This is a genomic window from Corallococcus exercitus (genome assembly GCF_042231735.1).
Classification (GTDB): domain Bacteria; phylum Myxococcota; class Myxococcia; order Myxococcales; family Myxococcaceae; genus Corallococcus; species Corallococcus exercitus_B.
This window is the reverse complement of the sequence record NZ_CP102577.1, coordinates 8,981,930-8,996,132: the sequence shown is the minus strand read 5'-3', so window position 1 is coordinate 8,996,132 and position 14,203 is coordinate 8,981,930. Positions and strand designations below refer to the sequence as shown.

The window sequence follows — 14,203 nt, the reverse complement described above, 5'->3', positions numbered from 1 at the left end:
TAGCGGAGAGAACAGCCAGGAGGGCCAAGAGCGACAGGCTTCGTGCGGGTCCCCCCTGACCGCGCGCCGGCGCATTGTCAGGGCGGAAATCGAGGCGGGCAAGCTCGACGCGACACGCGGAATCCCAGACAGGTCACCAAATCAGCGCTCTTCCTCCAGGCGGGCCACCTCCGTAAACACTGGCGGACTGTTTACAGGTGGACACACCCTCACTAGGCTGCCGCGCGATGCCGCATGCGCGAGTGATTGGCTTTTTCGTGCTGGCGGCGGTCCTCGCGTTGCCTGGGATTGCCCACGCGCAGACCGTCGTCGGCCTCTACCCCATCCAGGGAAAACTCGAACCCGGCCCGCGCGCTGACGCGGAAGGGCTCATCGTGTCCGGAGTCCGTGCCAGTGAGCGGCGCTTCGGGTCGTTCATCCTGCGGGGCCCCGTGCCGCTGAAGGCGTCGTGCGACCCCGCGCCGACGACGGAATGCCTGGCGGGGCTGAACCGGGGAGGCGCGACCCTGCTCGCCGAGGGCGTCATGGCGGACGGCGTGGTCACCGTCACCATGACGGTCATCCGCGGCCCGCAGCGGACGCGCCCCGTTTCGTTCCGCTTCATCCCGGGCTTCCTGGACCTGCGGCCGGCGCACTTCGCCGTCGATCAACTGGAGAAGGCCTACGCGGAGCTGGGCACGCCCCTCGCGGACGGCGCGGCGCCGAAGGCCGCCCCGGCCGACCCCAGGGCGGACGTCCCCGTCGCGGCGCAGGCGCAGGCGCAGGCCCCCGTCGCGGACCCGGCCCCCGCCGAGCCGGACCCGGTGTCGCTCACCTCCGGGTCGCCCTACGAAGACGACGCGCCTGCTCCCACGTCCTCCGGGTGGATGCGCAAGACGGGCATCTACGCGTCCATCGGCGGCGCGGTCCTGGTCGGCGCGGGCGGCGCCTTCGGGCTGCGCAGCCGCAGCCTGAACAACGACCTTTCGGCCCGCTACACGGAGGGCCGCCTGGTGCCGGGGGACCGCTCGAGGTTCGACCAGGCGAAGACGTCCAGCACGCTGGCGAACACGCTGATGATTGGCGGCAGCGTCATCGCGCTCACCGGGCTCACCTTCTGGGGCCTGTCGGCCGTGTCGTTCGATTCGGATGGCCGCGGTGGCGGCAAGCTCAACGTGGGGGGACGCTTTTGATTCGCGCATTCATGGTGTGGGGAGCGGTGCTGTTCCTGGCGGCGTGTACGAGCACGTCCGAGGGGCTGTGCGAGGACGCCGCGGACTGTCTGGCGGGCCTGAGCTGCCAGGAGGGCGTCTGCGTCGGGTGCGCCGGCGACGGTGAGTGCCAGGCCTGGCAGGCCTGCACGACGGACCGGCGGTGCGAGCTGCGCGAGGGGATGTGCGAGAAGAGCTCGCAGTGCAAGTCGTGGGAGACGTGCGGGGCTGACAACACCTGCGTGCTCGCGGCGGACGCGTGCACGTCCGCGGCGGACTGCAAGGCGTACGAGAGCTGCGATGCGGCGAAGAACAAGTGCGTCCTCCAGGCGGACCGCTGCCGCACCGCCGCCGACTGTGGCGGCAGCGCCCTCTGGGCACCGACCTGCGACGCGGACAACCGGTGCCAGGCCGGTGAGGGCCCCGAGAACGACGTGATCCTCTGGGGCACGCTCCGCGACGGAGCCAACTGTGGCTATGACGCGTTCTCCAGCATCCTGACGCCCACGCGGGTGCAGGTGGGGTTCGGCTGCGAAACGCTGCGCGTGTCCTATCCCGTGCTCGCCCCGGACGGCCGTATCCACTACATCGACCGGGGCGAGACGCCCCACCGGCTGAAGGTCTTCGTTCCGGACGCCTTCAAGTCCGAGGCAGGCAAGCGCGTCTATCCCTCCGATGGCCCCGCGAACGACACCCTGATTCCAACGACGAAGTGCGCCGCCGGCCAGAACGTCGGGAGCTTCCACCTCCAGGCGGGCACGGGCGCCCTTGCCTACAGCTGCATCGAGGAGGGCAACACCTCCAGCAGCACCACCCTGTACGATGCCCAGGGCGACGTCGTGGCCAAGGTGAGCAGCGTGAACGCCTGGAACGCCGACGACTACATCCTCGAGGACGCCTCGTTCCGCGCCTGGATCCTGGGCCCTCGCCCTCAGCGGGGGCTCATCTCCATCCAGGGGCTGCCAGCGGACTGGAGCATCAGCCACGCCCGCGCGGACAAGGACGGCTTCCTGGTGCTCCTCGCCGTGGGCTTCAACGTCTGGGCGCCGGAGCTGTGGCGCATCTCGAACAGCGGTCAGGCGACCCGGGTGGGGCCCTACGCGGCGCTGCCCGACAACGTCTTCTCGAACTCGCCCCGGGTCCTGGACAGGGCGGGGAACGTGTACGTCATCGGGAAGCTGACGGGCACCGGCGCCGACGTCATCGTCAAGCGGTCCCCAGACGGCTCACCGGGTGAAATCGTGTACTCCGAGGCGTCCGCTCCGTCGTCGGTGAACGAGGCGTCGAACTACTCCCAGCTCTTCAACTTCATCTACGAGTCGGGGCTCATCACGGGCCTCTGAACCCCATGCACCTCCCGGAGTCCAGCTTCGCGTTCGCACGGGGACTCCGGGTCGTCTGGCTCTGCACCGGCCTCCTGCTGGCCGCGTGCAGGGCCCCCGCTCCTCCACCGGAAGGCCCTTCCATGACCTGGGTGAGCATTCCGGCCTCCGACGCGCGGGTGCGGTACGTGGGCCGGACGTACCGCTCCCATGCGGGCGTCGTCTTCTCCCACCCGGGCGTGACGGTTCGCGCGCGCTTCTGGGGGGACGCCGTGCGGATGCGGCTCGATGACGCGGGGGCCGGCGGCGAGGTGGGGACCAACCACTTCGACGTCGTGGTGGACGGGGCGCCTCCACGATTGCTCGCGGTGCCTCCCGGCAAGGGAAGCTACCTGCTCGCCAGCGGCCTTCCGGTGGGCCTGCACACGGTGGAGGTCTTCAAGCGCACCGAGTCCCTGGTGGGCACGAGCACGCTCGTGGCGCTCGAGGTCCATGGCGAGCTCCGGGAGCCGCCCCGCCACACGGGGCTCCGGATGGAGTTCATCGGGGACTCCATCACCTGCGGCTACGGCACCGACGTCACCTTCGTCCCGGAGTCGTCCTCCTCGAAGGCGCCTGGCTTCACGGCGAAGCACCAGAATCCCAGGCGGAGCTATGGCTGGCTCACGGCCCGGCACCTGGGCGCGGAGGCCGTGTTCGTCTGCTATTCGGGCCATGGCGTGTACCGCAACCTGGACCTGTCCACGTCCGGGCTGCTCCCCGCCCTCTACGAGCGCGCCGTTCCGGACCATCCCGCCGCCTGGGACTTCTCCAACGACTCGCCGGACGTGATTGTCCTCAACGCCGGCACCAATGACACGTTCGCGGGCAGTGGCACGTCCGCGTTCCTTCCGGACGAAGCGGCCTTCAAGTCCGCCTACCGGACCTTCCTCGCACGGCTCCGCGCGCTGCATCCCCGCGCGCACATCGTCTGCACGCTGGGCAGCATGACGGACGGCTCCAAGCGGATGGAACGGCAGGGCGTGGTGACGTCCGCGCACGTCGGCGACTGGATCTCCGAGCTCGTGGCGGAGCGCCAGCGCGACGGCGACACGCGGATCCACCGCCATGTCATGGCCCTGCAGAACCCCTTCGCTGACGGCGTCGGCGAGGACTGGCATCCCTCCGCCGCCACGCACCAGAAGATGGCGGAGTCGCTGAGCCGGTTCATCCAGGACGTCGTCCGGCCCTGACCGGGGCGCCTGGAAACAAAGCCTTCCGCACGTTCTGACGAGCGACGGCACAAGGGGGCCCGCCCCTGGCGCCCCGCCCTGCGATTGCAGCACTCGGAGTGCGTGTCGAAGGTTGCGTCGAACCCGAGGAAGCCTCCGAGAACCACCGAGGCCGCCAGGCGGGGAGCACCGCCGCGCGCTCCATGCCTGTCCGGGCAGGTCCCTCCTTCCCCAAGGCACGTATGAGTCCACTCTTCTTCCTCTTCGCGGCCCTGGCCCAGACGCCCACGCCACCTGACGACGCGGCGGATGCTCCCTCTGCGGCTTCCGTCGAAGCCGAGGCAGAGGAAGCAGAGGACGAGGACGAAGACGAGGAGGATGGGCCCTGGACGGGCTCGTTCGGGCTCGGCGCTTCCTTCTTCACCGGCAACAGCCGCGCCTTCACCCTCACGGGCGATGCCCTGGCGGAGTACGACTCACCGGTGTGGGCGCTCACCCTGGAGGCGGATGGCGCCTACGGCAACGCGGCCGCCGAGGACGAGGGAGAGCGGGAGGTCACCGCCAAGAACCTGGGCGGCTGGGCGCGCGGTGATTACCGCTTCACGCGCCTGCTCAGCGCCTACACCTTCCTGGGCGCGGAGACCGACCATCCCGCGAGCCTCGAGCTGCGCACCGAGGCGGAGCTGGGCATCGGCCTCACGTTCCTGGAGCGCAAGGAGGAGTCGAACGAGCTCCTCCTGCGCGCCTATCTGGGTGGCAGCTACGCCCGGGACCGCCGGTTCCAGTACTTCCCCACGCGCGAGCAGCTGCCGGACGTGACCCTGTGGTCGCCCGCGGTGGGCCTGGCGTTCCGCTACGACCTCAACGAGCGGGTGCACCTGCGCGAGGACGCCGTGCTGCTGCCGGACGTCTTTGGCGACACCCGCGTGCTCCTGGACTCCACCTCGAAGCTGTCCGTGGACCTGACGGAGCGCTTCGCGCTCACCACGTTCTTCGAACTGCAGCACGACAGCAGACCCGCGGCGGGCAAGGTCCGGACGGACACTTCGCTCTCGCTGGGGGCCGAGCTGGAGCTCTGAGGGATTGGAAAGGAGCAGCACTCCCATGGCCAAAGCGGCTCATTTCGACGACATCGACGTCCCGGGCGAGACGAAGAAGAAACAGCGCGCGACGCCGCCGAAGAAGAAGGGCATGGAGCGGGTGCTCGACACCATCGAGCGGGTGGGCAACAAGGTCCCCCACCCGGCCGTCATCTTCGTCGCGCTGATTGCCCTGGTGATGGTGCTCTCCCACCTCTTCTACAGGCTGGGCGCCAGCGTCACCTACGAGACCATCAACCCGGAGACACACCAGCTGGAGCAGACGACCACCGCCGCGAAGAGCCTGCTGACGGGCGAGGGGTTGCGCTTCATGTTCGCGGGCGTGGTCCAGCACTTCATGGACTTCAACGCGGTGGGCGTCATCATCGTCGCCATGCTGGGCGTCGGCGTCGCGGACGCGGCGGGGCTGGTGGGCGCGTTGATCCGCAAGCTGGTGGCGGTCGCGCCCGCCCGGGCCCTCACGTACATCCTGGTGTTCGTGGGCATCCTGTCGAGCATCGCCGCGGACGCGGGCTACCTGGTGCTGATTCCCCTGGCGGCGGCGGCGTACCTCACCGTGGGCAGGCATCCGCTGGCGGGGCTCGCGGCGTCCTTCGCGGGCGTCGCCGCGGTCTTCACCGTCAACATCCTGATCAAACCCCTGGACGGCATCCTGACGGAGATCACCAACGACGCCATCCACATCATGGCGCCGGACCGCTCCATCGACCTGACGGCGAACTTCTGGTTCTCCGCCGCGTCGGTGGTCATGCTGACCATTGTCGTGTCGCTCATCAGCGACAAGCTGATTGAGCCCCGGCTGGGTGCCTACACGGGAGAGAAGCCCGCCACCACGGGCGCGAAGCTGTCCCCGGAGGAGTCGCGGGGACTGAAGTTCGCGTTCTGGGGGCTGGTCGGCGTCCTGGTGTTCTTCGGGCTGCTGGCGCTGCCCCCGGGAGCCCCGCTGCGCAACCCGGAGACGGGCGCGCTCGTGGGGGACTCGCCGTTCATGAACGGCCTCATTGTCGCCATCACCGTGCTGTTCCTGGTGACGGGGGCCGCCTACGGCGTTGGCGCAGGGACCCTCAAGAACAGCGTGGACGTCATCAAGGCCATGGAGAAGGCGGTCGCCGGGCTGGGCGGCCTCATCTTCCTGCTCTTCATCATCAGCCAGTTCATCGCCCTGTTCACCTATACGAACATGGCGACCATCGCGGCCGTGAAGGTGGGGGACGCCCTGGAGCACGCGGGCCTGGGCGCGCTGCCGCTGCTCGTCGGGTTCGTGCTGGTCGTCGCCGTCCTGGACCTCATCATGACGGGGGCCATTCCAAAGTGGGCCATCTTCGCGCCCGTGTTCGTGCCGCTGCTGATGCGGCTGAACGTGGACCCGGAGGCCGTGCTCGCCGCCTACCGCGTGGGCGACGGCCCGTTCAATGCCATCTCACCGCTGAACGCCTACTTCGCCCTGATTGTCACCTTCGCCCAGAAGTACCAGAAGGACGCGGGCGTGGGGACGGTCGTGGCCCTGATGCTGCCGTACGTCATCGTGGTGTTCGCCATCTGGATCGCCATGCTGGTGGCCTGGCAGGTGTTGGGGTTGCCCTGGGGGCTCGGGTAGGCGCGAGAGGCATTGGAACGCCTCGCCCGCGCGGGAGGCGTTCCAAGGACACCCGGGCGCTCAGCGCCGCGCGTCTCGCTGCCCCTGGGTCCGGCGGCCCCTGCCGGAGGCCTGGGCCTGACGCTTGAGGCTCGGAAAGCGCTCCTGCTTCAGGGCCCCACCCCGCTTCTGACGCGAGGCCTTCGCGGTGCGCCCGGCGACGCGCGTCCGCCGCGCGGGCTTGCGTCCCTCCATGGCCGCGCGGGCCGGGGCCGCGCGCTTCGCCCGCCGGGGGACAGGGCTGCTCGCGGCGCGGGTCCGGGCCTGCGCCTTGCGCTCGAGCATCGCGAGCCGCTTCTCGAAGCGCTCCAGGGTGAGGGCGAAGTACTCGGCCTTCTGGAGCGTGTTGCGGTTGCCCTCGGCGCGGCGGGAGCGGGAGGGCAGCTCCTTGCGAAGCGCCTCCCGGCGCTGCCGCTGCGCCGCGTCCTGGTACTTCTCCATCAGGCGGCGCGTGCGCGCGATGCGCCCGCGCAGCTCTCGTGGCGACAGCTCCGCGAGGTTGCGTGGAGCGCTGGACAGGACGAGCTGGGCTTCGCGCTCGGTGAGCAATGACATCCGCTTCGACGGCAGTGTGCGCATGGACTTCCCCCTCATGGGATTGCGTGGCGGAACATCCACACCTTGCATCCGCCGGCAAACCGCTCCCGGAGGCAGGGGCGAGTGGCCTGCTGGATGTTGCACCCTCCCGACGGGATGCCCAGTTCCTCCATCAGGAGGCTTCCATGTTGACCTCGTTTCATTCGCGCGCGCAGGCAGAGTTCCATCCCGCTCCTTCCATCGAACCTCCGGAGGAGACGAAGCTCGCCGTGTCGTCCTCCCTCCCCGCCAACGCCGGCTGCATCGGCTCGTTCGTGGGGGCCGATGAAGGGTTGAAGGACTCCCCATTCGACCGCGCGTTCCTGAAGGCAGCCGGCTTCGAGGGCAAGGTCGGCCAGACGCTCGTCATTCCCCGCACGGACGGCCCGCCCCTCGTCGCCGTTGGCGTGGGAGCGATGGCGCGGCTCGACCCGGGGACGCTCCGGGATGCCGGCGCCGCCTTCGCGCGGGCCGCGGGCAAGCAGCCGAACCTCGCGCTCAAGCTGCCGGACACGGGGGCCGTCCCGGCGGACGTCGCCGCGCAGGCCCTGACCGAGGGCGTCCTGCTCGCCCGCTACCGCTACCGGCCCTACAAGCAGCACTCGGAGCAGGAGCCCCCGCTCGAGGTCCTGACGCTCGTCACGGGCTCGAAGGACACCGCGGCGGTCGAACAGGGGATGGCGCGCGGGGGCATCCACTCCCGCGCCACGGCGTTCGCGCGCGACCTGGCCAACGCCCCCGCCACCCTGCTGACCGCCGCCCGCATGGCCGAGGTGGCCGAGTCCCTGGCCGAGCGCTGCGGACTGAAGGTCGAGGTCTTCGACGGAGAGGCGCTGGCCCGGCTGGGTTGCGGCGGCCTGCTGGGCGTCAACGCGGGCAGCGCGGAGCCGCCCCGGATGATCAAGCTGACGTACACGCCCGGGGGAAGCCGGCAGGGCCCCGTCGGGGGCGTGGGCCGTGTCGCGCTGGTGGGCAAGGGCATCATGTTCGACTCGGGCGGCCTGGGCCTGAAGCCCAACGACCTGGTCCACGCCACCATGAAGGGCGACATGTCCGGCGCGGGCGCCATCCTCGCGGCGATGACGGCGCTCAAGCCCCTGGGCTGCAAGGCGGAGGTGACGGCCTATCTCATGTGCACCGACAACATGCCCTCCGGCACCGCCATGAAGCTCGGGGACGTGCTGACGGTGCGCGGCGGGAAGACGGTGGAGGTCATCAACACCGACGCGGAGGGCCGCCTGGTGATGTCGGACGGGCTCGTGCTGGCCACCGAGCAGCAGCCCCGGCCCGACGCCATCGTGGACATCGCCACGCTCACCGGGGCGTGCCAGCGCGCGCTGGGGGTCCTGAGCGCGGGGGTCATCGGCAATGACCAGGCGCTCGTCGAACAGGTGAAGGGCGCGGGGGAGCGGACCGGCGACACCGTGTGGCAGCTCCCGCTGGACCGGCGCCTCCGCCAGGAGCTGGAGTCGGAGGTGGCGGACCTGAAGAACGTCGGCGGCGACAACGCCGGGGCCATCACCGCGGCCCTCTTCCTGGAGGAGTTCGTGGACGGCCTGCCCTGGGCGCACATCGACATGGCGGGGACGGCGCGGGCCGAGCGCGACAACGCGTGGCGCAGCAAGGGCGCGACGGGCTACGGCACACGCCTGCTCATCGACTTCCTCGTGGGCTTCACGCCTCCCCGCGAGGTCCGCCACTGACGACGGCCCGTCAGTCCGGCAGCCAATCCGCGCGCCCCCGCTCGATGCTCGTGCGGCGCTCACCCTGGAAGGAGGCCCGGACGCGCTCCGCCTGGGTGAGCAGGCGGTGGAAGCGGCCCCGCTCCGGGGAGCCCTGGACCTCCGCGAGCACCCGGGCGAGGAGCGCGTGCGCCGCGGCCCGGTCCTCCGCGTCGCGCGCGACCAGGCCCACGGTGAGGGCAATCTGGAGCACCTCCTCCAGCACCTCGGGGTCTCCCCCCGCGTAGTGGAGGGGACCATCCACGGCGAGGAAGAGGTAGTCGCGCAGCCGCAGGGCCACGACGGAGACGCGCGCCCGGCCGTCGGGGTCCACGACGTTCCAGTCCCCCTGGGGCAGGGCCGCCAGCCGGCGCATCACCGAGCGGATCTGCTGGAGCGCCTGCCGGGCCGTGTACGCGTCGTTCGAGGACGAGGACAGGGCCCGGTTCGCGACGTCGACGAGGATGCGCAGGCCGAGCGCGGGGTCGCAGTCGGGTTCGCGCGCCGACGTGATGAGCAACGTGCCAGCGAGGCCGTGGAGCACGTGGGCGTCCACGGGCCCCCTGCCGTCCGCCACCACCCAGCCGACGACCTCCTCCTGGTCGACGTACTCGCCCACGGTGATGCAGATGCGGACCCGCACGTTCCACCTCCGGGCGAGTCGCGCGAGGGCCGGGAGGTCCACCTCCGCGAGGTAGCCGGAGGAGGAGGCGAGGAGCGACGTGGCATCCGCTGGCAGCCGCAGGGTCGCCGCCGGGTCCAGCGGGAGGCGCTTCAGCCGGGCCTGGATGCGGCGCTCCGTCGCGGACACGATGAGGTGCTGGACGAGCCCGAGGACGCGCTCCACGCGAAGAAAGCGGAAGGTGCGGGCCAGGAAGACGATGAGCAGGCAGAGCGCCACGAGCAGCAGGAAGATGGCTCCCGACAGCACGGGCCGGGGCCTGATGCCGTCGTCCTCGATGACGCCCAGCTCCCGGACCGCCGTGAGGATGTAGCTGGTGGAGAGGGCGAAGAAGGGAACGGCGCGGCGGAGCGGCGCGTTCCTCAGGTAGATGGGGACCAGCCGTGGCGAGTACTGGTTGGCGGCGGACTGGATGACCGGCGCGTTCAGCGACAGGACGATGGTGAGGACGGTGATCTGCAACCCGAGCAGCGCCCCCAGCGCGCCCCGGGTGTCATCCACGTCCCCGCGCCAGGCATGCCCGAACAAGGCCGGCGCGGTGTCCGTCTGCACGCGGGCGAGCGCGACGCCCAGCATGCCCCCGACGACCACCAGGCCGCCCAGCAGCAGCCAGTAGGGCTCGCGGAGGAGCTTGCGCAGGCGGTGGGTGGGCATGCGGACTCGCGCGAAGAGGCAGGGCGGGCCGCCTAGTGCGTGCCCTCTTCGTCCTGGACCGCCATTGCCTGGCCCCGGGTCAGCCGCTCCGGGGAGAGCAGCTCGGCCAGCTGCTCGCGCGTCAGCAGCCCGGCGGACACCACCAGGTCCGTGATGCTGGCGTTCGTGGCCAGGGCCTCCCTCGCCAGCCGCGTCGCCGGGGCATAGCCGATGTGCGGCATGAGGGCGGTGATGATGCCCACGAAGGAGTCCACCTGGCGCGCGAGCCGCTCCTTGTTGGCGGTGATGCCCGTCACGCAGTTCACGCGCAGCGTCGCCATGGCGGCGGTCATGTACTTGAGGTTCTCGAAGAGCACGTGGGCCATGACCGGCCCGAAGGCGTTGAGCTGGAGCTGTCCCGCCTCCGCGGCCATGGTCAGCGTCACGTCCCCCCCGGCGACCACGAAGGCCACCTCGTTCACGACCTCCGGGATGACCGGGTTCACCTTGCCCGGCATGATGCTGGAGCCCGCCTGCCGGGGCGGGAGGTTGATTTCGTGGAAGCCCGCCTGGGGCCCGGAGGCGAGCAGCCGCAGGTCATTGCAGATCTTCGACAGCTTCATCGCGCTGCGCTTGAGGGTGCCGGACACCTCCATGAAGATGCCCACGTCGGTGGTCGCCTCGATCAGGTCCGGCGCGGTGACGATGGGGCGCCCGGTGATGTCCGCCAGGTGCCTGCGGGCGGCCTCCGCGAAGCGCGGATCCGCCGCGATGCCGGTGCCAATCGCCGTCGCCCCCAGGTTGATCTCCCCCAGGCGGCGGGCGACGCCCGTGAGGCTCGCGTGCTCCTCGGCCAGCGTGACGGCGAAGCCTTCGAACTCCTGCTGGAGCGTCATCGGCACGGCGTCCTGCAGCTGCGTGCGGCCAATCTTCACGATGCCCGCGAACTCCTGCCCCTTGTCGCGGAACGCCTGCTCCAGGGCCAGCAGCTCCGTGAGCAGCCGCTCGATGGACAGGATCAACCCGACCTTGAGCGCCGTCGGGTAGGTGTCGTTCGTGCTCTGGCTCCGGTTCACGTGGTCGTTTGGATCCAGGTGCGCGTAGTCCCCCCGGGGATGGCCGGTCAGCTCCAGCCCCCGGTTGGCGATGACCTCGTTGAAGTTCATGTTCGTGGAGGTGCCGGCGCCGCCCTGCATGACGTCCACGATGAACTGGTCGTGCAGCCGGCCGTCCTTGATCTCCTCGCAGACCCGGTCGATGAGCTCCGCCCGCGCCGCATCCAGCGCCCCCACCTCCGCGTTCGCGCGCGCGGCGGCCTGCTTCACGCAGGCGTAGCCGTAGAGCAGGTCGGGATAGACGGAGATGGGGCGGCCGCTGATGGCGAAGTTGTCCAGCGCCCGGCAGACGTTGATGCCCCAGTAGGCCCCCGCCGGAATCTGGCGGGAGCCCAGGCTGTCCGTCTCCGTCCGGGGCGGTGCGCCGTCCGCCGTCACCGTCTGGATGCTCTTCTGGAACGTCTCTTCCGCGCGTGGGTCGGCCATCCGCGGGAAGGTAGGAACACGGGAGGCCCGGGGGACGTGCCCTCCGGGGAGGCGGGCTGTCCTCCGGGCGCCCCTCGGGCCCTACTTCACTTCACGGTCACGCACTTCGCGGGGCCGAGCGTGGCCTGGAAGTACGGCGTGTAGAGGTCCGGCGCGAGCGTGAAGTTGCAGGTGTTCACCGCGTCCGGCGACAGGTTCTGGTTCGCCTGCATGTAGCGCGCGACGTAGTCCCGCACGCCGTCCGCGGAGGACCACAGCATGCGGCCTTCCTTGAACATGCTGAACCCGCCGCCGCCACCGCCGCGGTAGTTGTTGACCGCGATGCGGAAGACCTGGTCGTCGCGCACGTCCTGGCCCTGGAAGCGCAGGTGCGTGAGCCGGGAGCCCGCGGGCTTCGTCAGGTCGTAGCCGTACTCGATGCGCGAGTAGAGGTCCCAGTTGTAGTCCGCGACGACGGGCGTGGTGGCCTTCGCGTCCGCGGGCTTCGCGGGCAGGTTGGCCGCGTCCAGCTGCTTGAAGTACAGCGTGTTCATCTCCAGCGCGCGCCGGAGGATGGAGCCGTTGATCTCCATCACGTACAGCGTGTTGTCGTAGATGTAGACGCTGTAGGCATCCCGCAGGGTGACGTCCCCCTTCGGCAGCGCGACGTCATTGCTGAAGAGGGCGGTCGCGGACAGGTCCACGGGGAAGCCAGCCTCCTCCGCGGCCGCCTCCTGCACGATGTTGAGCAGGTCCGCCAGGGGGCTGTCCACGTAGCGGCCGGGGAAGCCGCCCGTGAAGGCCTCGGTGGTGCTGCCAATCTTCTGGTTCACGTAGGCCACCGTGGTGTCGTGGGCGGCCTGGGTGAGCTGCGTGACCGTGGCATCCACCGCCACCGTGTCGTCCACCGCGTGGAGCTGCGAGTCGTGCGCGTCCACGCCCCAGCGCTCGCCGTTCCAGGTGACGTTGAGCTGCACGTGGGCCAGGTGGCTGCCCCAGCGGTTGGGCTGCGTGAGGAGGACCTCGCGGCCATCCTGCTGCTTCAGCAGCATCTTCGGGATGGGCTGGTGGGTGTGGCCGGTGAGGAGCACGTCCACGCCCGCCACCTGCTGGGCAATCTGCACGGCCTGGTTCTCAGCGGTGAGGTTGCCGCGGTCGGTCCACTTCGTGGCGTCCGCGTAGTCCGCGAGCCACGACTCGGGGCTGGTGGCGCTGCCCGTCGGCTGCTTGTCCGGGCCGCCGTGGATGGCCACCACCACCACGTCCGCGCCGGCCTCCTTCATCTTCGGCACGTAGGTCTTCGCGGTCTCCAGCGGTTCATCGAAGCGCAGCCCGGTGATGTTGTCCTTGCGCTCCCACGTCGCCACGCCCGGCGTCACCAGGCCGAGGATGCCGACCTTCACGCCGCACACCGTGGTCATCACGTACGGGGTGAAGGCCTCGGAGCCGTCCTCGCTCTTGCGCACGTTGGCGCCGAGGAGGGGGAAGTTCGCCTCGCCCTTGAACTTGTTGAGGACGTCCTGGCCGTAGTTGAACTCGTGGTTGCCCATGGCCATGGCGGTGTAGCCCAGCTCGTTCATGGCGGCGGCCATGGGGTGCTTGGGCGCGTTGTCCACCTGGGCATAGTAGGTGCCGAGCGGCGAGCCCTGGATGGTGTCGCCGGTGTCCACGAGCAGCGTGCAGTCCGGGTTCTTCGCCCGCTCCTGCTTGATGAGCGTGGCCACCTTGGCGAGGCCGCGCTTCGCGTCCGGCTTCCCGGTGAAGTAGTCCCACGGGAAGATGTTGGTGTGCAGGTCGCTCGTCTGGAGCAGCGTCAGCGTGCGCGGCGAGGTGTCCACCGGGGGGGGCGGGGGCGGGGTGGGAGCCGGATCATCGGAGTCACAGGCGGTCAGCAGCGAGCTGGCGCCCACGAGACAGAGCGTGCCGGTCCGCAGCGCGCGCATCAGGAAGGAGGAGTGGTTCAAGAGGCCTCGACCTTGAGCCATGCCGGAAGGGAATCTTCCGCAGGGGGGCGCACCCTACAGGGTCGCTCTGACGTTCTCGCTGGATTCCTCCGGTCTGGACTGACGGGCGCTCATTGCATGCCGGCCCCGTCCTCCGCCTCCTCGTCGGCGGTCGGGTAGGCGGAGACGGCCAGGGCGATGCCCTGGTCCGCGAACCACCGGACGTCCTCGGGTGGGAAGTGGATGGCGCTGGTGAAGTGCAGGGCGCTGCCGACGAACAGCCCGAAGTCCACGACACAGGGAACGGCCAGCTGCCGCAGCTCCATGAGCAGGGGGGCCAGCACCTCCAGCTGCCTGCGGGCCGCGGCGACGGGCCCGTGCAGCGTGCCCTCTCCATCCTCCACCAGGGTGAGGTTGAAGCCAGAGGTCGAGTGTCTTCCCGGCTGCCCCTGCTCCCCTTGAAGCCAGACGGCATCGGGGTGGCAGTCCGGGAAGCGGTCCAGGACGGACGCCACATCGAACTCCGGGGCCTGGGCCCGTAGGACAGCCACCGTCATGAGAACGCTCCGTTCCAATCCGCCCGCGTCCGTCATCGCCGGGCAGGCGCTTGGGGCCTGGCGTTCATATCGCAGCCGGGGCCGGGGCCGCTGCGTTGGCGTTCCCCGACTG

At 70.2% G+C, this 14,203-nt stretch carries 11 protein-coding genes; 6 read left to right on the top strand and 5 right to left on the bottom strand.

Features of this window, described 5'->3' with window-relative positions; translation table 11 throughout:
• The first annotated feature begins 242 nt into the window (after positions 1–242).
• The 5 genes from NR792_RS36180 (at position 243) to NR792_RS36160 (ending at position 6,420) form a co-directional block, all read left to right on the top strand.
• Positions 243–1,172 carry a hypothetical protein gene (locus NR792_RS36180; protein WP_375757271.1) on the top strand — a complete coding sequence of 310 codons (930 nt, stop codon included), beginning with the start codon at positions 243–245 and terminating at the stop codon, positions 1,170–1,172.
• 11 nt (positions 1,173–1,183) lie between these two features.
• Positions 1,184–2,533: a hypothetical protein gene (locus tag NR792_RS36175; RefSeq protein ID WP_375757270.1), complete on the top strand. Its 1,350-nt coding sequence runs from the start codon at positions 1,184–1,186 to the stop codon at positions 2,531–2,533.
• 122 nt (positions 2,534–2,655) lie between these two features.
• Entirely contained in the window at positions 2,656–3,744 is a 1,089-nt protein-coding gene (locus tag NR792_RS36170) for an SGNH/GDSL hydrolase family protein (RefSeq protein WP_375757269.1), read from the top strand.
• A gap of 221 nt (positions 3,745–3,965) precedes the next feature.
• Positions 3,966–4,802, top strand: a complete 837-nt coding sequence (locus NR792_RS36165; RefSeq protein WP_375757268.1) for a DUF481 domain-containing protein — start codon at positions 3,966–3,968, stop codon at positions 4,800–4,802.
• A gap of 25 nt (positions 4,803–4,827) precedes the next feature.
• The gene (locus tag NR792_RS36160) at positions 4,828–6,420 is read left to right on the top strand and encodes an AbgT family transporter (protein ID WP_375757267.1); all 1,593 of its coding nucleotides are present in this window, start codon (positions 4,828–4,830) and stop codon (positions 6,418–6,420) included.
• 60 nt (positions 6,421–6,480) lie between these two features.
• Here the strand turns inward: NR792_RS36160 and NR792_RS36155 are convergent, their stop codons facing one another.
• Entirely contained in the window at positions 6,481–7,038 is a 558-nt protein-coding gene (locus NR792_RS36155) for a hypothetical protein (protein ID WP_375757266.1), read from the bottom strand.
• 143 nt (positions 7,039–7,181) lie between these two features.
• Between NR792_RS36155 and NR792_RS36150 the strand changes: the two genes are divergently transcribed.
• Positions 7,182–8,738, top strand: a complete 1,557-nt coding sequence (locus NR792_RS36150) for a leucyl aminopeptidase (RefSeq protein WP_375757265.1) — start codon at positions 7,182–7,184, stop codon at positions 8,736–8,738.
• 10 nt (positions 8,739–8,748) lie between these two features.
• Here NR792_RS36150 and NR792_RS36145 read toward each other — a convergent pair whose 3' ends face one another.
• The 4 genes from NR792_RS36145 to NR792_RS36130 all read right to left on the bottom strand — a co-directional run bounded on the left by NR792_RS36145 (position 8,749) and on the right by NR792_RS36130 (position 14,091).
• A complete protein-coding gene (locus NR792_RS36145) occupies positions 8,749–10,092 on the bottom strand; it encodes a DUF2254 family protein (RefSeq protein WP_375757264.1) in 1,344 nt (447 codons plus the stop codon).
• A gap of 32 nt (positions 10,093–10,124) precedes the next feature.
• Positions 10,125–11,612 carry an aspartate ammonia-lyase gene (locus tag NR792_RS36140; protein ID WP_375757263.1) on the bottom strand — a complete coding sequence of 496 codons (1,488 nt, stop codon included), beginning with the start codon at positions 11,610–11,612 and terminating at the stop codon, positions 10,125–10,127.
• A gap of 86 nt (positions 11,613–11,698) precedes the next feature.
• Positions 11,699–13,576, bottom strand: a complete 1,878-nt coding sequence (locus NR792_RS36135; protein ID WP_375757262.1) for a bifunctional metallophosphatase/5'-nucleotidase — start codon at positions 13,574–13,576, stop codon at positions 11,699–11,701.
• Positions 13,577–13,665: 89 nt separating this feature from the next.
• Positions 13,666–14,091 (bottom strand): hypothetical protein, encoded by a 426-nt coding sequence (locus tag NR792_RS36130; RefSeq protein ID WP_375757261.1) that lies wholly within the window; start codon positions 14,089–14,091, stop codon positions 13,666–13,668.
• Between the last annotated feature and the right edge of the window lie 112 nt (positions 14,092–14,203).

Excerpts from the sequence above, each read along its gene's own strand:
- NR792_RS36160 (WP_375757267.1), top strand. The coding sequence starts at position 4,828 with ATGGCCAAAGCGGCTCATTTCGACGACATCGACGTCCCGGGCGAGACG.
- NR792_RS36130 (WP_375757261.1), bottom strand. The coding sequence starts at position 14,091 with ATGACGGTGGCTGTCCTACGGGCCCAGGCCCCGGAGTTCGATGTGGCG.
- NR792_RS36150 (WP_375757265.1), top strand. The coding sequence starts at position 7,182 with ATGTTGACCTCGTTTCATTCGCGCGCGCAGGCAGAGTTCCATCCCGCT.
- NR792_RS36170 (WP_375757269.1), top strand. The coding sequence starts at position 2,656 with ATGACCTGGGTGAGCATTCCGGCCTCCGACGCGCGGGTGCGGTACGTG.
- NR792_RS36145 (WP_375757264.1), bottom strand. The coding sequence starts at position 10,092 with ATGCCCACCCACCGCCTGCGCAAGCTCCTCCGCGAGCCCTACTGGCTG.
- NR792_RS36140 (WP_375757263.1), bottom strand. The coding sequence starts at position 11,612 with ATGGCCGACCCACGCGCGGAAGAGACGTTCCAGAAGAGCATCCAGACG.
- NR792_RS36165 (WP_375757268.1), top strand. The coding sequence starts at position 3,966 with ATGAGTCCACTCTTCTTCCTCTTCGCGGCCCTGGCCCAGACGCCCACG.
- NR792_RS36175 (WP_375757270.1), top strand. The coding sequence starts at position 1,184 with ATGGTGTGGGGAGCGGTGCTGTTCCTGGCGGCGTGTACGAGCACGTCC.
- NR792_RS36155 (WP_375757266.1), bottom strand. The coding sequence starts at position 7,038 with ATGCGCACACTGCCGTCGAAGCGGATGTCATTGCTCACCGAGCGCGAA.
- NR792_RS36135 (WP_375757262.1), bottom strand. The coding sequence starts at position 13,576 with ATGGCTCAAGGTCGAGGCCTCTTGAACCACTCCTCCTTCCTGATGCGC.